Origin of the sequence: Erwinia mallotivora (genome assembly GCF_000590885.1) — a bacterium.
Taxonomy (GTDB): Bacteria; Pseudomonadota; Gammaproteobacteria; order Enterobacterales; family Enterobacteriaceae; genus Erwinia; species Erwinia mallotivora.
Map to the genome: position 1 here is coordinate 103,734 of NZ_JFHN01000053.1, position 22,069 is coordinate 125,802.

Annotated in this window: 19 protein-coding genes; 9 read left to right on the forward strand and 10 right to left on the reverse strand. The window is 51.7% G+C overall.

Annotation, left to right across the window (positions count from 1 at the left end; genetic code table 11):
- Positions 1-205: 205 nt before the first annotated feature.
- The 3 genes from purC to dapA form a co-directional block, all read right to left on the reverse strand.
- Positions 206-919, reverse strand: coding sequence for a phosphoribosylaminoimidazolesuccinocarboxamide synthase (gene purC, locus BG55_RS13020; protein ID WP_034938307.1), 714 nt, complete (start codon positions 917-919; stop codon positions 206-208).
- A 236-nt stretch (positions 920-1,155) separates the two neighbouring features.
- A complete protein-coding gene (bamC, locus tag BG55_RS13025; RefSeq protein ID WP_034938308.1) occupies positions 1,156-2,190 on the reverse strand; it encodes an outer membrane protein assembly factor BamC in 1,035 nt (344 codons plus the stop codon).
- Positions 2,191-2,199: 9 nt separating this feature from the next.
- Positions 2,200-3,084, reverse strand: a complete 885-nt coding sequence (gene dapA / locus BG55_RS13030; RefSeq protein WP_034938310.1) for a 4-hydroxy-tetrahydrodipicolinate synthase — start codon at positions 3,082-3,084, stop codon at positions 2,200-2,202.
- Positions 3,085-3,241: 157 nt separating this feature from the next.
- On the opposite strand from dapA, the gene BG55_RS13035 reads away from it, so the two are divergent.
- Together BG55_RS13035 and bcp are read left to right on the forward strand one after the other, a co-directional pair.
- Positions 3,242-3,835: a glycine cleavage system transcriptional repressor gene (locus BG55_RS13035; protein WP_034938311.1), complete on the forward strand. Its 594-nt coding sequence runs from the start codon at positions 3,242-3,244 to the stop codon at positions 3,833-3,835.
- Complete coding sequence (gene bcp / locus BG55_RS13040; protein WP_034938313.1) at positions 3,813-4,280, forward strand: thioredoxin-dependent thiol peroxidase; 468 nt, start codon at positions 3,813-3,815, stop codon at positions 4,278-4,280. Before BG55_RS13035 ends, bcp begins: the two co-directional genes overlap by 23 nt.
- A 120-nt stretch (positions 4,281-4,400) precedes the next feature.
- On the opposite strand, the gene BG55_RS13045 is transcribed toward bcp, so the two are convergent.
- From BG55_RS13045 to BG55_RS13055, 3 genes are all read right to left on the reverse strand, one after another.
- A complete protein-coding gene (locus tag BG55_RS13045) occupies positions 4,401-6,008 on the reverse strand; it encodes a sensor domain-containing diguanylate cyclase (RefSeq protein WP_052018833.1) in 1,608 nt (535 codons plus the stop codon).
- A gap of 219 nt (positions 6,009-6,227) precedes the next feature.
- Entirely contained in the window at positions 6,228-6,554 is a 327-nt protein-coding gene (locus tag BG55_RS13050; protein ID WP_034938314.1) for a hypothetical protein, read from the reverse strand.
- Positions 6,529-7,395 carry a hypothetical protein gene (locus BG55_RS13055; RefSeq protein WP_052018835.1) on the reverse strand — a complete coding sequence of 289 codons (867 nt, stop codon included), beginning with the start codon at positions 7,393-7,395 and terminating at the stop codon, positions 6,529-6,531. The genes BG55_RS13050 and BG55_RS13055 overlap by 26 nt, the downstream gene beginning before the upstream one ends.
- Before the next feature lie 741 nt (positions 7,396-8,136).
- On the opposite strand from BG55_RS13055, the gene bepA reads away from it, so the two are divergent.
- The gene (gene bepA / locus BG55_RS13060) at positions 8,137-9,594 is read left to right on the forward strand and encodes a beta-barrel assembly-enhancing protease (RefSeq protein WP_034938698.1); all 1,458 of its coding nucleotides are present in this window, start codon (positions 8,137-8,139) and stop codon (positions 9,592-9,594) included.
- A 162-nt stretch (positions 9,595-9,756) separates the two neighbouring features.
- Entirely contained in the window at positions 9,757-10,110 is a 354-nt protein-coding gene (gene arsC, locus BG55_RS13065) for an arsenate reductase (glutaredoxin) (RefSeq protein ID WP_034938316.1), read from the forward strand.
- A gap of 47 nt (positions 10,111-10,157) precedes the next feature.
- On the opposite strand, the gene hda is transcribed toward arsC, so the two are convergent.
- The 3 genes from hda to upp all read right to left on the reverse strand — a co-directional run bounded on the left by hda (position 10,158) and on the right by upp (position 13,114).
- Complete coding sequence (gene hda, locus BG55_RS13070; RefSeq protein ID WP_235192763.1) at positions 10,158-10,859, reverse strand: DnaA inactivator Hda; 702 nt, start codon at positions 10,857-10,859, stop codon at positions 10,158-10,160.
- A 92-nt stretch (positions 10,860-10,951) separates the two neighbouring features.
- Entirely contained in the window at positions 10,952-12,235 is a 1,284-nt protein-coding gene (gene uraA / locus BG55_RS13075; protein WP_034938318.1) for a uracil permease, read from the reverse strand.
- Between the two features lie 252 nt (positions 12,236-12,487).
- The gene (upp, locus tag BG55_RS13080) at positions 12,488-13,114 is read right to left on the reverse strand and encodes a uracil phosphoribosyltransferase (RefSeq protein WP_034938320.1); all 627 of its coding nucleotides are present in this window, start codon (positions 13,112-13,114) and stop codon (positions 12,488-12,490) included.
- 233 nt (positions 13,115-13,347) lie between these two features.
- On the opposite strand from upp, the gene purM reads away from it, so the two are divergent.
- The 5 genes from purM to tehB all read left to right on the forward strand — a co-directional run bounded on the left by purM (position 13,348) and on the right by tehB (position 19,569).
- Positions 13,348-14,388 carry a phosphoribosylformylglycinamidine cyclo-ligase gene (gene purM, locus BG55_RS13085; protein WP_034938321.1) on the forward strand — a complete coding sequence of 347 codons (1,041 nt, stop codon included), beginning with the start codon at positions 13,348-13,350 and terminating at the stop codon, positions 14,386-14,388.
- Complete coding sequence (gene purN / locus BG55_RS13090; protein WP_034938323.1) at positions 14,385-15,023, forward strand: phosphoribosylglycinamide formyltransferase; 639 nt, start codon at positions 14,385-14,387, stop codon at positions 15,021-15,023. The genes purM and purN overlap by 4 nt, the downstream gene beginning before the upstream one ends.
- A gap of 344 nt (positions 15,024-15,367) precedes the next feature.
- Positions 15,368-17,428 carry a polyphosphate kinase 1 gene (ppk1, locus tag BG55_RS13095; protein WP_034938324.1) on the forward strand — a complete coding sequence of 687 codons (2,061 nt, stop codon included), beginning with the start codon at positions 15,368-15,370 and terminating at the stop codon, positions 17,426-17,428.
- Between the two features lie 6 nt (positions 17,429-17,434).
- Positions 17,435-18,967: an exopolyphosphatase gene (gene ppx, locus BG55_RS13100; protein WP_034938326.1), complete on the forward strand. Its 1,533-nt coding sequence runs from the start codon at positions 17,435-17,437 to the stop codon at positions 18,965-18,967.
- Complete coding sequence (gene tehB, locus BG55_RS13105) at positions 18,964-19,569, forward strand: tellurite resistance methyltransferase TehB (RefSeq protein WP_034938328.1); 606 nt, start codon at positions 18,964-18,966, stop codon at positions 19,567-19,569. Before ppx ends, tehB begins: the two co-directional genes overlap by 4 nt.
- On the opposite strand, the gene BG55_RS13110 is transcribed toward tehB, so the two are convergent.
- Positions 19,559-21,757, reverse strand: coding sequence for a sensor domain-containing phosphodiesterase (locus tag BG55_RS13110; RefSeq protein ID WP_235192757.1), 2,199 nt, complete (start codon positions 21,755-21,757; stop codon positions 19,559-19,561). The two genes, tehB and BG55_RS13110, sit on opposite strands and share 11 nt — an antisense overlap.
- Positions 21,758-22,069: the final 312 nt, after the last annotated feature.

A 22,069-nucleotide genomic window follows, 5' to 3' on the forward strand; every position in this document is an offset into this window, starting at 1 on the left:
CTGCACCCGGCATCTTTACGCTCTGATGAGTCGTGTTCGGCCTGGCGACAGCAAGATATGCTGATGGAACAGACAGTTATCTGTGGAAACAGGAATAAAAGCAGGTTGCCGGAGAGGAAGGTTGAGGATGACCCCTCCGTGTCGTTCAAATAACACGAAGGGACAAATGACCTTTGTTGTGCTGCCGCCGTTCAGTAACGGGTAGTCAGTCCAGTTTGACCCCAAGACGGTTAGCCACTTCTTCATAAGCTTCGATCAGACCACCCAGGCTCTGGCGATAACGATCTTTGTCCATTTTATCCAGGGTTTCGGTGTCCCACAGCCTTGCGCCGTCAGGAGAAAACTCATCCCCCAGCACCACCTCTCCCTTAAACAGACCAAATTCCAGTTTAAAATCCACCAGAATCAAACCGGCATCAAGGAACAGCTTGCTCAGTACGTCGTTCGCCTGGTAAGTCAGCTCACGCATACGGGCCAGATTCTCTTTGCTCACCCAGCCGAAGGTTTCACAGTAAGATTCATTGACCATCGGGTCGTGTTTCGCATCGTCTTTCAGAAAGAGATCAAACAGCGGCGGATTGAGGATCATTCCTTCTTCCACGCCCAGCCTTTTCACCAGCGAACCCGCCGCACGATTACGCACCACGCACTCCACCGGGACCATATCCAGTTTTTTCACCAGCGCTTCGTTGTCAGAAAGCAGCGCCTCCATCTGGGTTGGGATGCCAGCTTCCTGCAATTTGCTCATAATGAAATAATTGAACTTATTATTAATCATCCCTTTACGATCAAACTGTTCGATACGCTCACCGTCCAGTGCTGATGTATCGTTTCGGAATTCGAGTACCAACAGATCCGGGTTTTCGGTGCTGTAAACGGTTTTCGCTTTGCCGCGATACAACTCAGCTTGCTTTTGCATCTTGTTAACTCCACATGAGAACTGAAAATATTAGCCGCGACTATTGTACGTTCTGCGATAAAAAAACCGAAGCAATCGTTTACGTGGCAAAGCAAAAATCGCTGTTGCCCCTTTAGCAGCGCGCAGAGATGAATAACGGTTTTTGCCAGACAGGAAATAAAACACCCTGCCAGCGTAGCGCCGACAGGGTGTGGATAAGCCTCTTCATTCAGGTCGGAACAACCTGACCTGAGCGGCTATTTACTGAACGCAGCCTGGAATACTGCCACCAGCGCATCGTTTTGCGACTGGGTGAGAGTGTGTCCTTTCGGATCAAGGAATTGCAGGCTACTACGGTTATCCAGATCGCCTACCTGGATTTTATAATCGCCCTCGGTCAACTGCGGATCTTTTGCACCCAGCTGATCCCAGGTTTCACTGTCCGGTGCCTTATAGGTGACACTCAGGCTACCCTGCGAACGATTTTTATCCTTAACCTTCATGCCAACGCGTTCCAGCGCGTTTGGCAGGCGCTCCCACACGGTATTAAACGGCGCGCGCACGATCAGATTAGGCAGACCGGTGTCATCCGCTCCACTCTGCACATCAATCTGCGCTGCACTCCGCTTCGCAGCCGCATTTTCGCGACTGGTTTCCATCTTATCCAGACCGCTGCTCAGCTCATTGAGCATCTGCGCGGTGTAGCGCTGAAGCTGAACAGGGGAATTAACGACTTTACCTTCCTGTTGCAACTCTAAAAGTCTGACATTCAGCGCCTGCTGATATCCCTGCTGCTGGACGCTTATCTGATAACGACCACGATACTGGTGATCTTCATCTGCGCGATTCCATTGGACCCAGTCAGTGGTCAGGGTCTGGCTGGCATCTGTGCGGCTGGCAACTGGATAATTGCGCGCCTGAATCACATCCACGACCTGTGGCCATAAAGCACCGCTGCGGTCATTGTCCAGCAGCAGCACACCACTGTTACCGGCAAACTGGGTACGGGTGCCGTTCATCAATGCCAGCGGCTGAGCGGGCGGGCGGATGTCCAGTTGCTTACCAATCGCGCCGTTGGCGCTGGCAGAAGGAATGTCAAAGTCCCCGTTTTGCAGCGGCAGAACAACGCCTGCTGGTGCCTGCAATTCGCTGACGTCAGCGGCCTGCAGATAGGATTCATCACCACTGACCTGACGCTTGTATCGCTGATCGCTGGAACAGGCGGCCAGCATCATCACAATCGATAAGCCAACGACTTTCGCAATGGTGGACTTTTGTACTGAATAAGCCATTAACTCTCCCTAAATTTCCAACAGGCCTGCGCATTTAAGAGCCTGCTCAACAACCGGACGACCGGCATCAGTCATCGGCGTCATTGGCAGACGCAGCGTGTCGGTTGCAATTAATCCTAATTTTTTCGCCGCCCATTTTACCGGAACGGGATTAGGTTCAATAAATAGCTTCTGGTGCAACGGCATCAGTCGCTGATTAAGGCGGCGGGCTTCAGCAAAATTACCCTGCTGAGCCAGTGTACAAACCTGTACCATTTCGCGCGCGGCGATGTTAGCCGTGACGGAGATGACCCCCCGACCACCCAGTTGCATGAAATCCAGCGCAGTGCCGTCATCGCCACTGACCAGAATGAAGTCATCATCAACCAGCTCTTGGATCTGGCTAACCCGCGATAAGTTCCCGGTAGCTTCTTTTATTCCGATAATATTTTTGATTTTAGCCAGACGGCCGACTGTTTCTGGCAACATATCGCAACCGGTGCGGGACGGGACGTTATACAACATTTGCGGCAGATCGGTGCTTTCAGCAATCGCCTTGAAGTGCTGATACAGCCCTTCCTGAGTTGGACGATTGTAGTAAGGAGTGACGGTCAGACAGCCCACCACGCCACTTTTTTCAAACTGGCGGGTCAGCGAGATGCCCTCAGCGGTGGCGTTTGCCCCGGTTCCGGCAATCACCGGAATCCGACCATCGGCCAGCTCCAGCGTCATCTTCACCACGTCACCGTGCTCGTCGTGGCTTAATGTGGCTGATTCTCCGGTGGTCCCTACCGAAACAATTGCCGAGGTTCCGCTGGCAACATGATAATCAATTAGTTTTTTTAAACTCGCACGGCAGACATACCCTTTGTCATCCATCGGCGTGATCAGTGCAACAATACTTCCCGTGAACATTAGCCATTCCCTCCACAAACAAGTGCTTCATGGTACGTTTGACGGCTATTGAAAAGCAAGCAGACAAGCCGCCAGGCCCCTTGGCAGAGGGAATTTTTTATGTTTACCTTAGCGTCATCACAATTGCTAATCATTATGACGGACAGGACGCATTATTTTGCCGCAGTCTCAGCAACATCATCTGGTTATCACCGCCCTTGGGGTTGACCGTCCGGGAATAGTTAATGCGATTACCCGGCACGTCAGCAGCTGCGGTTGCAATATTGAAGACAGCCGCCTTGCTATGCTGGGTGATGAATTCACCTTTATTATGCTACTTTCCGGTAGCTGGAACGCCATCGCGTTGATTGAATCAACGCTGCCGTTAAAAGGTGCGGAGTTGGAACTGCTGATCGTCATGAAACGCACCACTTTTCGTGAGCGTCCGCCAATGCCTGCCACCGTCTGGGTTCAGGTGGAAGTCACCGACTCGGTGCACATTATTGAGCGCTTTACCGATCTGTTTGATTCGCACCAGATGAATATTGCTGAGCTGGTATCACGGACACAACCGGCACAAGAAAATCAGCCGCCGTTGCTCTATATTCAGATCACAGCGCACAGTCCGGCCAGCCGGGATGCGGCAAATATTGAGCAGGCATTTAACCATCTCTGTACAGAGTTAAAAGCGCAGGGCACTATTAGCGTCGTTCAGTATCCACCGCATGATGACAAAATGGAGAGTAGTGATGAATCCACTGAAATCCGGTGATTTAGCACCGAAATTTAGCCTGCCAGACCAGGATGGCGAACAGGTCAATCTGACCGACTTCCAGGGACAACGCGTTCTGGTCTATTTTTATCCGAAAGCGATGACACCGGGTTGCACCGTTCAGGCCTGCGGTCTTCGTGACAGCATGGATGAACTGAAAAAAGCGGGCGTCGAAGTTCTGGGGATCAGCACCGACAAACCCGAGAAACTCTCAAGATTTGTCGAGAAAGAATTGCTCAACTTCACCCTGCTTTCAGATGAAGATCATCAGGTTTGTGAGCAATTTGGTATCTGGGGCGAAAAAACCTTTATGGGGAAAACCTATGACGGTATTCACCGCATCAGCTTCCTGGTGGGCAGCGATGGCAAAATCGAAAAGGTTTTTGATGATTTCAAAACCAGTAACCACCACGATATCGTGATGGATTACCTGAAGTCGGCCTGAGTGCCATTAACAGGGTAGCCGGAGCCAGTCATTTCGCGCCGGCTCCCCCTGCCAGGGTTAAAATCCGCACAGTTACTGCCTCTTTTCAGCCACCCTTATCCGGTCGGCTAAGTCAGTAATTCAACTTTCATGCTGCTCAAGTTCCAGCGCGGCAGCGTTATGTAAATGATTGACAATCACCCGATTTCGTCCGGCATTCTTAGCCTGATACAGTGCATCATCAGCGAGCTTGAACACCCGCTCAAAGGGCATTTCATCAGCTGACCAGAAGGCCACACCAATAGAAATGGAGATATGGCCGACAGAAGGTAGCTTTTCGAGCTCAATTTTCTTACGCACCCTTTCGGCAATACTCAATGCAATGTCACGCTCAGCACCCGGCAGGATCATGATAAATTCTTCGCCACCATTTCGGCTGACCACGTCCGTTTGTCGGGAGCTTCTCTCCAGTTGCAGCGCCACACTCTGGATCACCTGGTCGCCCACATCATGACCCCAGGTGTCATTAACCCGTTTGAAGTGATCGATATCCAGCGCCAGTACGGCAAAAGGCTGGCGTGTGGCAAGAAAGTACTCCAGTACGGCGTTCAGCCCACGACGATTCAGCAGTCCGGTTAAGGGATCGGTCTGAACTTCAAATTTCAGGCGGCCAATCTTATCCTGCAATAAACCGATCCCCGCCAGCATCGCACGCTTGATTTGCGACGCCTCGTAATACCACGAGCGAATACCATTGATGTCTTTTGATACGCCCTGGGCATCCATCTGGCTCGCCTTGCGTGCCAGTTGCCACAACGGCAACGCTATAAGCCTGGCGAGAATCCAGGCGATGATCAACGTCAGCAGGGCGAAAGGAACGGAATGCTGTAAGACTTTCATCAGCAGGCTACTGAGCGGTGCGAGTGTGGTCTGCGTCGGCTTCAGTGCGATAATGGTCCAGCCAGCAGTCGGCACGACAGCATAACCCGCCAGCATCGGCTCCCCCTTATCTGTACTGACCTGCAAAAAACCGTTGCTGCTTTTCCTCTTCTGTTCATCGCTGACCAGCGGCGGAATTTTTTGTCCAATCAGGTTGACATCCTGATGATAAAGAACCCGGTTATCATCATCGACGACAAACAATGAAGAACCATCGCGATAGAACTGTTCACCCAGCAGTTCGTTGAGAATACTTTTCTTTTTCAGATAGATAGAGCCACCAACAAAGCCAAGATAGCTGCCGGTGGGCGACCAGACGGGAGAGGAGACGAAGACAATCAAATTGTTGGCGGCAGAAATACCCGGCTTGCTGATAAGTGGCCTGCGCTCCGCCAGGGCCTGCCTTGAAGTGGACGTTGTCAGATGCACCCCTTTCAACATCAGGGATTCTGGAGAGATAGCTTTGACCCAACCATCAGCATCAGCGATCACCACCGAGTTAAAGCTGTTGGTCTGAAGTCGCAACCGTTCAACCTCACTCTGCATCGCCTCATCGTTATCCATACCCTTGCTCAGGTTCTGAGCACTCCAGGCAAGCTGTGACTGAGCCATCTCAAAAAACATTTCCGTGGTTGAAGCCAGCTTGGTGGCATAAACACGGTTAGATTCAAGGGTATTGTTAATCAGCACGTCACGCTGCACACGCCAGGTGGCGTACAGTGAATTAGCCAGCGTGATCACAATGCTGGCGACGGCTAATAAAGTAATCAGTGTTCGCAAGTCCGTTTTTGGGCGAATCAGCCTCAGCATGGACTTACCTCAGTGAAAAGTTTCATCATATAGCGCCTTATTTTTCTGTGCGCGTTTGTGTTAAGTACGTGTTATGCCCTGGTGAAGCATCCGCTGATTGTACACCTCTCGTGCTTTTTGGGAATAATCGGAAGCCAGGAAAAACAGGAAATATCTGAATTAATCGCCGCTGGCGGCTGCCTCCCTGTAAAGGAAGCAGTGAATGCCACTTTGCCTGAGTTAATCAGACATCTTCTGCCCGGCTTCGCCATCCAGCAAGGTGGTGTCGCTAAGCCCTGGCGAGGCCAGTTGTAGCCTGAGTTTATTGATGAGGTTACGGTAGATGAAGGTTGCAGAAATCCTGACAACCAGCGTCACTCTGTTGCTGCCGAAACCTTTCTGATAAGTGAAAACAGATAAATTTCCGGCAGAGTGCCAGGACAGTTGGCACAATTCGTTTTTGCCTGGACAGGCAAAGGGCGAAGAAAAAGAGATTAAATTCCCGGCCACGACCAGGAATTGACCGATCTGAAGTGCAGAATTAAGACTCTGTTGTTGATTTAGCATTGTCACTTCGTAAAATAATAAGATCGTCAAGCAATCCTTGCTGATACTCTTTCTCTACTTTATCTCCCCTGTCGGCAGCGTTTTTTAATCTTACACGTATTTGAGTTTCAATCTGATTTTCAAGATTCATTGTCGCGGAAGAGAGAGTCCTTCCCAGCCGTTTTGTCCCAGAAAAAACCAGTTGATCGCCATCAATAATATGAAGCTTATTTTTATCATCAACCAGTACATTGCCTGATACATTGAGGTCATGCATATACAGACCACGCGATTCAAGGAGGTTATCGGCGCGGTCATATTCACTGTCCTGTGCGATATCCAACTCATGGCCTTTAACATACTTTGAAACCAGTACATCAACCTGTTCACCATTCCAGTCGGCTTTAGCCGGGCGTGAAAAGTCAGCGTCGTCGTTTGCTATATTTAAATATTTACTGACCCGTGCAGGTCGGGCGTTGCTACTTTCTTCAGAATTCCAGTCGACTAAATTCCCATGGCAGTTAACCGGGAATTTGATCACGAAATCATCGCATTTAAAGCATGTTCCATAAGAACCCCCACCGATTTTTTGTTGCGGTTTAATAATTATGCTTGCAACCTTGTTAACAAAGCTATCTATTGAATCAGAGGGCTTTACGTCAGCGCTGAGAGGCATGTCAGGAGCAGGCATCGATAGCACAGAATTTTTTCCTGAATTCCTCAAAAAAGACATTTCATCATGCATATTAATAGCTGACGAAACAGGCAACAAAAATTCTTTATTTTTTAACTCCTCATTTGAACCAGAACAATGTGTTTTTTGTATTTCGGATGCTGACGATAGTGCAGAGTTAACCATCATAATCTTTCCTCCAGTTTTAAAATTTAACTTTAGTTATCTCTCTGCATTTATTATATAAGAAAACGATAAAAACCTGAGAAAAAATAATCTGGCAATCTTCAGAGCAATGTTTTATCTTGTCAGCACAGAATACTTTACCTTTTATGATAAATATTTTATTAAGAAAAGATCACTCATAAAAACGCAAATAAAATTAAAAATAATCACCAGGCTGACTGAAAAGTCGTACTGTTGTGTAGTATCTTACATTGACGCAACGCCATGCTTTACGTAACGAGAAAGCGACTTACAGGAAATATTATTAAAATCAGACACTGCAATTACCTACCAATTACTATTCCGCAAGCTTATTTATTTGAAGGAGTGATATCCGGCTGTCGGATATTTTCAATTAAAAATTCAGAATAAAAATGTTTCCTGGTTACAGATCTAAAATATCTGTATTTGATTTTGACAAACAGGAGAATGCATGACGATGTTTTCAAAGCGAAGCTCAGTTAGATATGCAAATGATTGTTTTCACTTACGCAGAACGGTTCAGCTATGCTAACCCACAAGATAGTGCTGATATTTTTATTACCCGTTTGACCTGAATCGCTTCCTGCAACAGTTTATCACGCCGTCAGCGGTTTCCTTCCCTGACACCTGTGGTTAAGATACCCTGCGCAGAGGCGGCTGTCGGACAGGCATTTGCTTGCAGAAGAGTAAAAAGAAGAGGACATCATCAGAATGGGATTCAGCATGATTAACCGATTGAAAACATGTGCACTGGCTTCTCTGATTGTTACTCTGTCAGCCAGCTCACTGCCAGCCTCTGCTGATGTCAGCGATAACCTCCCCGATATGGGCACTACCGCCGGAAACACGCTGTCCATCAATCAGGAAATGCAGATGGGCGACTTTTATGTTCGCCAGTTGCGTGCCAGCGCCCCACTGATTAACGATCCGCTGCTGAACAGCTACATCAATAAGCTGGGACAACGTCTGGTCGCCCACGCCTGGTCCGTGAAGACCCCTTTTCACTTTTTTCTGATCAGCAATGACGAGATTAATGCCTTCGCCTTTTTTGGCGGCAATGTGGTGTTGCACTCAGCCCTGTTCCGTTATACCGACAACGAAAGCCAGCTGGCTTCGGTGCTGGCTCACGAAATTTCTCACGTCACCCAACGCCATCTGGCGCGGGCGATGGAAGCCCAGCAGCGCAATGCCCCACTGACCTGGGTGGGTGCGCTGGGTTCGATCCTGCTGGCGATGGCTAATCCGCAGGCCGGAATGGCGGCGCTGAGCGGGACGCTGGCCGGTACTCAGCAGGGTGTCATCAGCTTTACCCAGCAAAATGAGCAGGAGGCGGACCGTATCGGGATCCAGGTATTGCAGCGCGCCGGATTCGATCCGCAGGCCATGCCTGATTTTCTGCAAAAACTGGCCGATCAGTCGCGTTTTACCTCCAAACCGCCGGAAATGCTGCTCACCCACCCCCTGCCTGACAGCCGCCTCTCTGACGCACGTAATCGTGCCAGCCAGATGAAACCGGTGGTGGTGCAATCTTCGCAGGATTACTACATGGCAAAAGTACGGATATTGGGCATGTACGCCACCGGAAAGAATCAGCTGACTGATGACCTGCTGGACAGCCTGAGTAAAGGGAATACCCGGGAACAGGCAGCCGCTCACTACGGTAAAGCGGTGCAATTTTTACAGGCTAAGAGTTACGAAAATGCAAAAAAAATCATTGCGCCGCTGCTGGCTAAACAGCCGGCAAATGTCTGGTATCTGGATATCATGACCGACATTGATATCGGTCTGAAACAGCCACAGCAGGCCATAGCCCTGTTGCTTGCCGCCAAAGCGGCCAGCGAGGATCCGGTGGTTCAACTTAACCTGGCGAATGCCTATGTCGAGGCGAAGGATCCAGCCAGTGCCAGCAGGATTCTTTATCGCTATACCTGGGCTCACAAAGACGATCCCAACGGCTGGGATCTACTGGCGCAGGCCTGCGCCGCGCAGGGACTCACCGATGAAGAACAGGCTGCACGCGCCGAGAGCCTGGCTCTGAATGGTCAGCTTGACCAGGCCATCCGCAGTCTGAGCAGTGCCAGCGCCGCCGTACCGCTGGGTAGCCTGAAACAGGCGCGTTACGATGCCCGCATTGACCAGTTGCGTCAACTGCAACAGCGTTTTCGAACTTATCAGAAATAATGAAACGGGATGACTGTCGGCCTGTCTCATCAGGCTGTTTTATCTGCCATTCCCGGTCCGGCCAGCACCACAATACTTACGTAGCACCTGTACGCGCCGGATAGTACGCCCTGTCCATGTCCGGACTGACCAATACAACCTGTGCCAGGAGGAAAAGACTCTGTGTCTGATGTGAAGATTTACCATAACCCCCGTTGTTCCAAAAGCCGTGACACACTGGCGCTGTTGCAGGCGCAGGGTGTTAACCCTGAGGTGGTGCTTTATCTGGAAACCCCGCCCGACACTGAAACCCTGCAATCCTGGCTGAAAAAATTGGGATTCCAGTCCGCACGTCAGCTGATGCGCACAAAAGAAACCCTCTATCAGCAACTTAATCTGGCGGATGAATTATTAAGTGAAGCGCAGTTGCTTCAGGCAATGGCAGAGCACCCAAAACTTATCGAGCGTCCGGTGGTCGTCGCCAACGGTCAGGTCAGGCTGGGGCGTCCCCCCGAGCAGGTACTGGAGATTCTCTGAACTGGCGGGTGCATCAGCAGATTGAGCCAGACAAAACCCAAAATGGCCTACAGCGCCAGCGCTTCTTTAACAAAAGGAATGGTTAATTTACGCTGGGCGCTGATCGATGCGCGATCCAGCCGGTCAAGGGTGATAAACAGCGTGCGCATTTCACGATCGAGCCTTTTCAGCAGAAAGCGCCCCACGTCTTCCGGTAACTCAAAGCCACGCAATCGGGCCCGCAATTGCAGTGCCTGCAATTTATCGTCGTCCGACAGAGGTTGCAGGCGGTAAATTTGCCCCCAGTCAAGGCGGGATGCGAGGTCAGGGAGTTTCAGATTCAGCTGGCGCGGAGGACGATCGCCGGTGATAAGAAGACGCGTTCTGCCGGTTTCCAGAATACGGTTGTAGAGATCAAACAACGCCATCTCCCACAGCTCGTCTCCGGCAATACATTCGATGTTATCGATACAAATCAGCGCCAGCTGCTCCATTCCGTCGAGCACTTCCGGCACGAACCAGGTGCGCTTATCCAGCGGAACATAACCCACTGCTTCCCCTCTGGCCGACAGTTCCGCACAGGCGGCATGCAGCAGATGGCTACGCCCGCCGCCCTCGCGCGACCAGAAATAGAGATAGCTGCCATGTTCCTGTTGCAGCGCACTTCGTAATGCTGCAATCAGCGACGGATTCTCTCCAGGCCAGAAGCTGGCAAAGGTTTCGTCATCTGGCAGATAGAGTGGCAATGACAGCTGTGCCGGTGTGTTCAGAAGCACCTCAGAGTTGGTCGGCTAAATCCGGCGTGAGTTTATCACAACCCGAAGAAGATAATGAAACAGGGCAGCCGGCGCTGCCCGTTAATTTATCTCTGCTGCTGGTCCGGTGCATCGAGCACCACTTCTTCCGGATGCAACAGGCTGAACACTTTAAAGATCAGACTCAGGCAAATTCCCACAATGGTTGCCAGCGCCATGCCTTTCAGTTCTGCCGCGCCAATATGTATCGTCGCGCCGCTGACACCAATAATCAGGATCACCGAGGTGAGGATCAGATTTTGCGCCTTGTTGTAATCCACTTTTGATTCGATCAACACCCGAATACCCGATGCGCCAATGACGCCATACAACAGCAAAGATACGCCGCCCATCACCGGCACCGGCACCGCCTGAATGGCCGCAGCCAGTTTACCGACGCAGGAGAGCAGAATTGCCAGAATGGCCGCGCCACCAATCACCCAGCTGCTGTAGACGCGGGTAATCGCCATCACGCCAATATTTTCGCCGTAGGTGGTATTCGGCGTGGAGCCGAAGAAACCAGAGATCACCGTCGAGATACCGTTGGCAAACATGGAACGGTGCAGCCCCGGATCCTTTAACAGATCTTTTTTGACAATGTTCGCCGTTACCACCAGATGACCAACATGCTCCGCAATCACCACCAGTGCGGCAGGCAGGATGGTCAGCATCGCATACCACTCAAAGCGCGGTGTATAGAAAGTCGGCAGCGCAAACCACGGCGCGGCTTCTACCGCCGACCAGTTCACCATGCCCATGCCCCAGGAGAGGATATAGCCCACCAGAACCCCAATCAGGATCGGGATAATGGCGAGAAAGCCACGAAACAGCACCGAACCAAACACCGTCACCGCCAGCGTAACCAGCGAGATAAAAATGGTTTTACCCTCAACGGCCGCACCGGAAGCAGGCAACAGTCCGGCCATCTTTGCCGCCACGCCCGCCAGCTCCAGACCAATGACCGCCACAATAGCCCCCATCGCGGCAGGCGGAAACATCACATCCAGCCAGCCGGTGCCCGCTTTTTTGACAATCAGCGCGACCAGACAGAACAGCACGCCGCAGAGAATAAAGCCCCCGAGCGCTACCTCATATCCCAGCGGCAGCAGCAGTAACACCGGCGAAATAAAAGCAAAGCTGGATCCCAGATAAGCCGGAATTTTGCCCTTACAGATAAACAGGTACAGCAGCGTGCCGATGCCGTTAAACAGCAGCACGGTGGCCGGATTAATATGAAAAAGGATGGGAACCAGCACCGTTGCGCCAAACATGGCGAACAGATGCTGGAAGCTGAGTGGAATGGTTTGCAGCAGCGGCGGCCGCTCACTGACGCCAATCGCGCGACGTGTCATTGTGTTTACCCTTCTGTTTTGCCGAAAAAAAACCGACTCTCAGGTCGGCTTAAACTAAAAATTAAACTATCAGTCCTTGATGCAGGGCACCTTGTTGCTGATGGCGTACAGGCAATGCCGCCGGGCGCAAGCGAGATGACACAGCGCTGGCGCGGGACAACACGACAGGTGCAGCGCCTGTCAGCGCCTTTACCACGCCAGAACGGGCATTCTGAGCCCGGCGCAGCGTCAACATCCCCCGCCAGCAGACCATTATTTAGTACCAAAAATCTTGTCGCCCGCATCGCCAAGGCCCGGAATAATATAGCCTTTCTCGTTCAACCCCTTGTCCACGGCCGCGGTGTATAACTCCACGTCCGGATGCGCTTTCTCCAGCGCGGCGATCCCTTCCGGGGCCGCCACCAGCACCAGCACTTTGATGCTGCTGCAACCCGCTTTCTTCAACAGGTCAATGGTGGCAATCATTGAACCGCCGGTCGCCAGCATCGGGTCAACCACCAGCGCCATACGCTCTTCGATATTGGAAACCAGCTTCTGGAAATACGGCACCGGCTCCAGCGTCTCTTCATCGCGATACACGCCCACCACGCTGATGCGCGCGCTGGGGACATTTTCCAGCACGCCCTCCATCATGCCCAGCCCGGCACGCAGAATCGGCACCACGGTAATCTTTTTACCCTTAATCTGTTCGATGGTCACCGGGCCATTCCAGCCTTCAATCGTCACGGTTTCCGTCTCTAAATCGGCAGTGGCTTCATAGGTCAACAAACTTCCCACTTCTGAAGCAAGCTCACGAAAGCGCTTGGTGCTTACGTCATGCTCGCGCATCAGGCCCAGTTTATGTTTGACCAGCGGGTGTCTGACTTCCACGATCTTCATTGTTGTTCTCCCGGAGTGTTAAGCTTGAAAAAAAATCGGGCGATTATAGCCTTTTTTGGCTCCTGAGCCCTATCACTTAATCTCACTTCTGCACGTCCCGCCTCCACCGACAAAAACGACGCCCGGCACAACGATGCTGAAGAACGCACTCGCAAACGTTTGCCTGCACTGTTAGAATTGCCGCGCTTTATTTTCTATACCACCACAACCGCAAATCGCGTGGGGATTTCGCAGTGACCGACAAAACCTCTCTCAGTTATAAAGACGCCGGCGTTGATATTGATGCGGGCAACGCTTTAGTCGATCGTATCAAAGGCGTAGTGAAAAAGACCCGCCGCCCGGAAGTGATGGGTGGACTGGGCGGTTTCGGTGCCCTTTGTGCCCTGCCGCAAAAATACCGCGAGCCGGTTCTGGTTTCCGGCACCGACGGCGTCGGCACCAAGCTGCGTCTGGCGATGGATCTGAAGCGCCACGATACCATCGGTATCGACCTGGTGGCGATGTGCGTAAACGATCTGGTGGTCCAGGGTGCCGAACCGCTGTTTTTTCTCGACTACTACGCCACCGGCAAACTGGATGTCGATACGGCGGCCAGCGTGATTACCGGTATTGCTGAAGGATGCTCTCAGTCTGGCTGCGCGCTGGTTGGCGGCGAAACGGCAGAAATGCCCGGCATGTATCACGGAGAAGATTATGACGTGGCCGGTTTCTGTGTCGGCGTGGTGGAAAAATCAGAAATTATCGACGGCAGTAAAGTGCAGGATGGCGACGTACTGATTGCGCTGGGTTCAAGCGGTCCGCACTCTAACGGCTACTCACTGGTACGTAAAATCCTTGAGGTCAGCAACAGCAATCCGGAGTCGGTGATGCTGGAAGGTAAACCGCTTGCAGACCACCTGCTGGCCCCTACCCGCATCTATGTGAAAAACATCCTCAGCCTGATTGAGCAGGTTGATGTCCATGCAATAGCGCATCTCACCGGCGGCGGCTTCTGGGAAAATATTCCACGGGTGCTGCCAGAAAACACCCAGGCAGTACTGGATGAGTCCAGCTGGCAGTGGCCGGCGGTCTTTGACTGGATGCAGCAGGCCGGTAACGTCAGCCGCTTTGAGATGTACCGCACCTTTAACTGCGGTGTGGGCATGGTTATCGCTCTCAACCCATCTGATGCGGACAGAGCCGTGCAGCTGATGCAGGATGCCGGTGAGAAAGCCTGGAAAATCGGGGTGATCAACGCCTCTGACGCCACCGAGCGTGTGGTCATCAATCCATGAAACGTCTGGTAGTGCTGTTGTCCGGCAACGGAAGCAATCTTCAGGCAATTCTGGATGCCTGCCAGCAACAGCGGATCAACGGCAGCGTGGCTGCCGTGTTCAGCAATCAGCCCGCCGCTTATGGCCTTGAGCGTGCACGCGCTGCCGGTGTGCCCGCGTATGCTCTGCTCCCTGCGGAATTTGCTGACCGGGAGGCCTTCGACGCACAGCTGATGCAGGAGATCGATGCCTGTGCCCCCGACCTGGTGGTACTGGCAGGCTACATGCGTATCCTCAGCCCGGCTTTTGTTGCCCACTTCGCCGGGCGGATGCTGAATATCCACCCTTCTCTGCTACCGAAATATCCCGGCCTGCATACTCACCGTCAGGCTGTCGCCAATGGCGATCGGGAGCACGGTACTTCGGTACATTTCGTCACCGAACAGCTGGATGGTGGCCCGGTGATTTTACAGGCGAAAGTGCCGGTATTTAACGGTGATACAGAGGAAGAGGTTAAGGCCCGGGTGCAGCATCAGGAACATGCCATCTACCCACTGGTGGTGAACTGGTTTCTCAGCGGACGTCTGAAGATGCAGGATGATGCAGCCTGGCTGGATGGCAACAGGTTGCCGCCGGAAGGACATGCTCTGGACTGATACCGCGCCACGCGTAACCCTCTCCTGCACGTCACCACCACTTCAGAATGCAGGATGAGTATTTCATCTGAACCCGGAGCCCTTTACGCTGTGTCAGTTTGAAGAGCATAACGATTTTTCAGAAACAATCTGCAACCTTCCAGGGCGGACACTGACAGCGAAACCGCTGACCTCGCCCTCAATCCATCAGCATTCCACGGTGACAGAACATCGGCTCCCGCCCGAAGCCCGTATGTGGCTGATAAGGCATTCAACAATCGCCGTGGACATTGCTGCCATACTCTCGCCATAATGCTACGGAACAATGACCAGTTTCAGGCAGGTTCTGCTTAAACGGAGTAAAAATGGGTCAGGAAAAACTGTATATCGAAAAAGAGTTGAGCTGGTTATCGTTCAATGAACGCGTGTTACAGGAAGCGGCAGATAAAACCAACCCGCTGATCGAGCGTATGCGTTTTCTGGGCATCTATTCCAATAATCTGGAAGAGTTTTACAAAGTTCGTTTTGCAGATTTAAAACGCCGCATCCTGATCGGTGAAGAACAGGGCTCTCCCAACACCCCACGCCATCTGCTGAAAAAAATTCAGGCCAGGGTACTGAAAGCAGACCAGGAATTTGACGGTCTTTATAACGATCTGCTGTTGGAAATGGCCCGTAATCAGATCTTCCTGATTAATGAACGCCAGCTCTCCCCCAACCAACAAAGCTGGCTTCGTCATCACTTTAAACACCATCTGCGCCAACATATCACGCCGATTCTGATCAACCACGACACCGATCTGATTGAGTTTCTCAAAGACGATTACACCTATCTGGCGGTGGAGATCATTCGGGGTGAAGAGATTCGTTATGCGTTGCTCGAGATCCCTTCCGATAAGGTGCCGCGTTTTATCAATCTGCCGCCGGAAACCCCTCGCAGACGCAAACCAATGATTCTGCTGGACAATATTTTGCGTTATTGTCTGGGCGATATTTTTCGTGGCTTCTTTGATTATGATGCGCTGAACGCCTACTCAATGAAGATGACCCGCGATGCTGAATATGATCTGGTTACCGAAATGGAATCCAGCCTGCTGGAGCTGATGTCTTCCAGTCTGAAACAGCGCCTGACGGCGGAACCGGTACGTTTTGTCTACCAACGCGACATGCCGGACGCGATGGTATCCATGCTCAGCCAGAAGCTGAATATCTCTAATTATGATTCCATCGTACCCGGTGGCCGTTATCATAACTTTAAGGATTTCATCAGCTTTCCCAATGTGGGGAAAGCGAATCTGGTTAACAGGCCGCTGCCTCAGTTACGCCATATCTGGTTTGATCGCTTTCGTAACGGCTTTGACGCCATCCGTAACCGCGATGTGCTGCTTTATTACCCTTATCACACCTTTGAGCATGTGCTGGAGCTGTTACGCCAGGCGTCGTTCGACCCGGCGGTGCTGGCGATCAAAATTAACATCTACCGGGTGGCAAAAAACTCGCGCATTATTGATGCCATGATCCACGCGGCTTACAACGGTAAAAAAGTCACCGTCGTGGTCGAGCTTCAGGCGCGCTTTGATGAAGAAGCGAATATTCACTGGGCAAAACGGCTGACTGAGGCCGGCGTGCACGTTATCTTTTCCGCACCCGGTCTTAAAATCCACGCCAAGCTGTTTCTGATTTCCCGTCGCGAAAATGATGAGATCGTCCGCTACGCGCATATTGGCACCGGCAACTTTAATGAGAAAACGGCCAGGATATACACCGATTATTCGCTGCTCACCGCCGATGCACGGATCACTAATGAAGTGCGTCGCGTGTTTAATTTTATCGAAAATCCCTACCGCCCGGTGCACTTTGAACATCTGATGGTTTCACCACAAAATTCACGCCAGATGCTCTATCAACTTATTGATACGGAAATTGCCAATGCGCAGCAGGGCATTCCTTCAGGCATCACGCTGAAGGTCAATAACCTGGTGGATAAAGGGCTGGTTGACCGGCTTTATACCGCTTCAAGCGTTGGTGTTAAGGTCAATTTGCTGATCCGTGGTATGTGTTCGCTAATCCCCAATCTGGAAGGCATCAGCGAAAATATTCGCGTTATCAGTATTGTGGATCGCTATCTTGAGCACGATCGCGTCTACGTTTTTGAAAATGCCGGTGACAGTAAGGTATTTCTCTCCTCTGCCGACTGGATGACGCGCAATATCGACTACCGCATTGAAGTCGCCGTCTCGATTCTTGACCCCATTCTGAAACGCCGGGTGCTGGATATCATTGCCATTCTGTTCAGTGATACCCTGAAGGCACGCTTCGTGGATAAAGAACTCAGCAATCGTTATGTACCACGTGGCAACCGTCGTAAGGTTCGCGCGCAGCTGGCTATTTACGATTACATCAAATCTCTGGAACAACCTGACTAACTCACTATGCCAATATCCCAGAAAAAAATGCCTAAACCGCAGGAATTTGCCGCGATCGATTTAGGTTCGAACAGTTTTCACATGGTGATTGCCAGGGTGGTCGATGGTGCCATGCAGGTGCTCGGCAGGTTGAAACAGCGAGTGCACCTGGCTGACGGTCTGGACTACAACAACATCCTGAGTGAAGAAGCCATTCAGCGTGGTCTGGCCTGTCTGGCTCTGTTTGCCGAACGTTTACAGGGCTTCAGTCCCGCCAACGTCACCATTGTTGGCACCCACACGCTGCGCCAGGCGATCAACGCTGAGGAGTTTCTGCAACGTGCCGCCGAAGTCATCCCCTACCCGATTGAAGTCATTTCTGGCCATGAAGAAGCGCGCCTGATCTTTATGGGCGTCGAGCATACCCAGCCGGAAAAAGGCCGTAAGCTGGTGATCGATATCGGTGGTGGTTCGACTGAAATGGTCATTGGTGAAGATTTTGAGCCTCGCCTGGTGGAGAGCCGTCGCATGGGCTGCGTCAGTTTTGCGAACCTCTATTTTCCTGGCGGCGTAATCAGTAAAGAGAACTTTCGCCGGGCGCGGCTGGCGGCCAGACAGAAGCTGGAAACGCTGGCATGGCAGTATCGCCTGATGGGTTGGCAATATGCCCTGGGTGCTTCCGGAACCATAAAAGCCGCCTGTGAAGTTCTGCTGGCGATGGGCGAAAAAGAAAAGTTAATCACCCCAGAACGTCTGGATAAGCTCTACGATGAAGCCATCAAACACAAATCCTTTGATGCGTTGAGCCTGCCGGGACTGTCTGATGAGCGCAAGGCGGTGTTTATTCCGGGGCTGGCTATCCTTTGCGGGGTGTTTGATGCGCTGGCTATCCGGGAACTGCGCCTGTCTGATGGCGCACTGCGCGAAGGGGTGCTGTATGAAATGGAAGGCCGTTTTCGTCATCAGGATATCCGCAGCCGGACGGCGCAAAGCCTTGCTAACCACTACGCTATCGACAGTGATCAGGCCCGGCGCGTACTTGAGACGACCGAGCTGCTCTATGCGCAGTGGCGCGAGCAGAATCCGAAACAGGCTAACCCTCAGCTCTCTGCCCTGCTGAAATGGGCGGCGATGTTGCATGAGGTTGGGCTGACTATTAACCACAGCGGTCTGCAACGTCACTCGTCCTACATTCTGCAAAATACCAATCTGCCCGGCTTCAACCAGGACCAGCAGACGTTGCTGGCCACGCTGGTGCGCTACCACCGCAAGGCAATAAAGGTTGACGACATGCCGCGCCTGACGCTGTTCAAAAAGAAACAGTTTCTGCCGCTGGTATTTTTATTGCGCCTGGGCGCGCTGCTTAATAATCAGCGTCAGGCCACCACCACCCCCTCTTCACTGCAACTGGAAACCGACGACGGCCACTGGACGCTCACCTTTACTCGTGACTATTTCAGCCAGAATAACCTGGTGCAGCTCGATCTGGAGCGTGAGCAGAGTTACTGGAAAGAGGTGACCGGCTGGCAGTTGAAAATTCAGGAACAAACTGACGAATGAATGCCAGAGCAGATAATTACTACACGGAAAAATATCGGCTGACCGCCACGCACTCTGAAGTGGTGGAAGCGGTACGACAGATGGTTCCCGGACGGGCTTTAGACCTGAGTTGCGGTAATGGCCGCAATGCGCTGTATCTTAATCTGAAAGGGTTTGAGGTGAGCGCCTGGGATTGCAACCGAGACAGCCTAGCTCGCCTTGAGCAGATTATCAGGGATGAAGGGCTGAACGGCATCACCACCGCAGAAAAAGATCTCAATAACCTGCGTTTCAACGGCGCATGGCAGCTGGTTATTTCAACGGTGGTGATGATGTTTCTGCAGCCGACCACCATCCCACAGCTGATTGCCGATATGCAGGCCAGTACGGTTCGCGGCGGTTACAATCTGATTGTTGCCGCCATGGATACCCCGGACAGTCCCTGTCATGTCGGCTTCCCGTTTACCTTTAAATCCGGGGAGTTGAGCGCATATTACCGCAACTGGCATATTCTGAAGTACAACGAAGAGTTTGGTCAGTTGCACCGCACCGATGAGCATGGCAATCGCATCTCCATGCGCTTTGCGACTTTACTGGCGCAAAAAGAGCTGGTTAAAGACTGATGCCCTGATGATTTTTTTCCGATTTATCCGGGTTCTCACCGCTCAGGTCTTCCAGACTGAAGGGCTGACCAAAAAGTGGCCCCTGCAGGTAATCCACTCCCAGCTTGCGTAACACACCGGCGACTTCCTCAGTCGCCACGCATTTCGCCACCACCTGCATGTTCCTCAGTCTGGCAAGCGCACAGATTGATTCAATAATCTGGTTGTCGAGGCTGTTGTTCGCCATGTTGCAGACAAAGTTGCCGTCAATGGTCAGCATGTCAACCTGTACATCTTTCAGACTGGCGAAACTGGAGTAACCGCTGCCAAAATTATTAATCGCCACCCGGCTTCCCTGCTGTCGCAGTTGGGCTATGGAACGGTTTCCCCAGCTGTAGTCGGTGAGAATGGGTGATTCTGCCACCACCAGAATCAGCTGCCATGCTTCGACATCGAACTGCGCTAACAACGCTTTTACCTCGCCCGCCAGTTTGGGTCGACACAAACTGGCCGTATACAAATTGACTGAGACCCGCAGCCCCGGCATGGTTTCACGATGTCGGTCAATAAAAGCCAGCGTGGTAGCAATAACCCATCGGTTAATCGCCCAGTGCAAACCAAACTCATTGATCACCATAAAGAGTTCAGCGGGCTGCACCAGGCCGCCATTACGGTCCGGCATCCGCAGCGTGATTTCGTAATAATCATCACCCCGAATACCACAGTTTTTTTGCGCCATCAGCAGGAAACCATTCATCCTCAGCGCCAGCTGGATCTCATCTAACAATGCGATCTTTTTGGTGATCTGGTGCTGCACCGGCAGGTTGATATTTTGTTGCAGGTTTTCTGCCATGCCACTGGTCAGCGAGACTTCTGCCATACGTCCCATTTCCCCCAGCAATTCATAAAGGTGCAATACGGGTGGACGAACGCTGCAATAACTGACCCCCAACTGAGTATGGATGGGCAGGCCGTTCCAGCTCAGGTGATAATCTTTCAGCCTGGCCGCAATGTTTTCGATTCTTGCCGTATGCTCCCTGTCAGTCAGGCGCATAACCAGATCGAATCCCGGCAGTTGATAAACCTCCTCCCCCGGAAGTAACTCAGGCTTGAGATAGTTTGCCAGCCCACGTTTGTACTGAATGCGCACCCGTAAACCGTATGTCCGGGTGAGACGATCAAGATCGGGAATACTGATAAAACAGAGCGTGGAACATGGATGGCTGCTCAGTGCCTTATTCAGCGCCCGAAGATTGGGTAAGTTCATGACAGAATCATTCAAGGCTGCCGCCCTGACTCTGGCGATGGTACGCCGCTGTCGTGAACTGATGACGGAGATAAACAAAATGCTCAGGCTGAACACCAGCAGATTGGCCGACAGCACCGATAAATATCGGGGATCAACAGATATATTTATAAAACGATCGTGGAGCTGATACAGGACAATCAACAGTATCCCCCAGCTGAGCGAAGTAAACAGATAACCAAAACGCACCGCCGCCCAAAGCATCAGCGGCAGCAGTAAGGGTAGCCCGTAGTCGGTGTTCAGCAGATTATGCTGAGGTTCACTGACGCGGGTCAGCGCCACCAGAAAAAAAACGATCACCCCCCACCAGAGCAGATACTCCATCAGCCTGACATTGGGGGAAGACTGAGACCTGATGCGCAGGTAACAGAGATAAATAAATCGCGGGTTGCGAAGGCTGCGAATAAACAGATAGCAGATCTGAATCATGGTCAGACAGGTCAGCTGTAAGGACTGCAAATTGAGCAGCGTATGCAGGGAAAAAGGCTCACGCGAGAAGACGGACTGGTACAAGGGCAGCAAACCAAGAGAGGTCATCAGTTGCATCAGCGAGGTCAACAGGGTGGGCACAAAAAAAACCAGCCAGAATAAACGTGCCGGCATCACCTCCAGATTGCCATAATCCACACGCCATCTGCGCAACGTCTGCAGGCGATAACCCGTCCAGCCGCACAGCAGAGTCAGAAGGAATATGCCAACGATTATGATCGCCTGCATCATATCGTAACGGAAAAAATAGCTGCTGCTCAGACTGAGAATAATGCCCGGAACCGCTCTCCAGTCAAATACCAGCAGCATCGCTACCATCAGAGCCAACGGGAAATAGATCAGGTAGAAATAGCCGTCCGACATCCATAGCCTCACCGACAGCAGCATGGCGACAGGCATTAATAACAGAGGCAAAAGTAAAGCTAATCCCCAATTACTTCGGGAAAAACGGTTAAGCCATAGGGAGAGGTTCATTGAGCTGTTTACAGGTTTTCTGAGCTGGATATACCCAAACAAGGGTGGGTGTTCAGGCATGGCCAGATGGATAGTGCGCAATACTAAGCATAATGGGCTTATATAATTTGACTTAAGTCAATAACAGGTTTTTTTCTTTCGGAATGCCGGCTGTTCAGCCATCATTTATCATTGGCAATCTATCCTTTGTCAGCCATGTTGGCAGACGGCTGGCGGTTGACATTGACCCATTAGTCAAGCTGTGACTAAATG

What these genes read in the sequence shown, in the direction of transcription:
- bcp (WP_034938313.1), top strand. Translation starts at nt 3,813, where the DNA reads ATGAATCCACTGAAATCCGGTGATTTAGCACCGAAATTTAGCCTGCCA.
- uraA (WP_034938318.1), bottom strand. Translation starts at nt 12,235, where the DNA reads ATGACACGTCGCGCGATTGGCGTCAGTGAGCGGCCGCCGCTGCTGCAA.
- BG55_RS13050 (WP_034938314.1), bottom strand. Translation starts at nt 6,554, where the DNA reads ATGCTAAATCAACAACAGAGTCTTAATTCTGCACTTCAGATCGGTCAA.
- dapA (WP_034938310.1), bottom strand. Translation starts at nt 3,084, where the DNA reads ATGTTCACGGGAAGTATTGTTGCACTGATCACGCCGATGGATGACAAA.
- tehB (WP_034938328.1), top strand. Translation starts at nt 18,964, where the DNA reads ATGAATGCCAGAGCAGATAATTACTACACGGAAAAATATCGGCTGACC.
- BG55_RS13055 (WP_052018835.1), bottom strand. Translation starts at nt 7,395, where the DNA reads ATGATGGTTAACTCTGCACTATCGTCAGCATCCGAAATACAAAAAACA.
- purC (WP_034938307.1), bottom strand. Translation starts at nt 919, where the DNA reads ATGCAAAAGCAAGCTGAGTTGTATCGCGGCAAAGCGAAAACCGTTTAC.
- ppk1 (WP_034938324.1), top strand. Translation starts at nt 15,368, where the DNA reads ATGGGTCAGGAAAAACTGTATATCGAAAAAGAGTTGAGCTGGTTATCG.
- bamC (WP_034938308.1), bottom strand. Translation starts at nt 2,190, where the DNA reads ATGGCTTATTCAGTACAAAAGTCCACCATTGCGAAAGTCGTTGGCTTA.
- purN (WP_034938323.1), top strand. Translation starts at nt 14,385, where the DNA reads ATGAAACGTCTGGTAGTGCTGTTGTCCGGCAACGGAAGCAATCTTCAG.
- upp (WP_034938320.1), bottom strand. Translation starts at nt 13,114, where the DNA reads ATGAAGATCGTGGAAGTCAGACACCCGCTGGTCAAACATAAACTGGGC.
- bepA (WP_034938698.1), top strand. Translation starts at nt 8,137, where the DNA reads ATGATTAACCGATTGAAAACATGTGCACTGGCTTCTCTGATTGTTACT.
- BG55_RS13045 (WP_052018833.1), bottom strand. Translation starts at nt 6,008, where the DNA reads ATGCTGAGGCTGATTCGCCCAAAAACGGACTTGCGAACACTGATTACT.
- ppx (WP_034938326.1), top strand. Translation starts at nt 17,435, where the DNA reads ATGCCAATATCCCAGAAAAAAATGCCTAAACCGCAGGAATTTGCCGCG.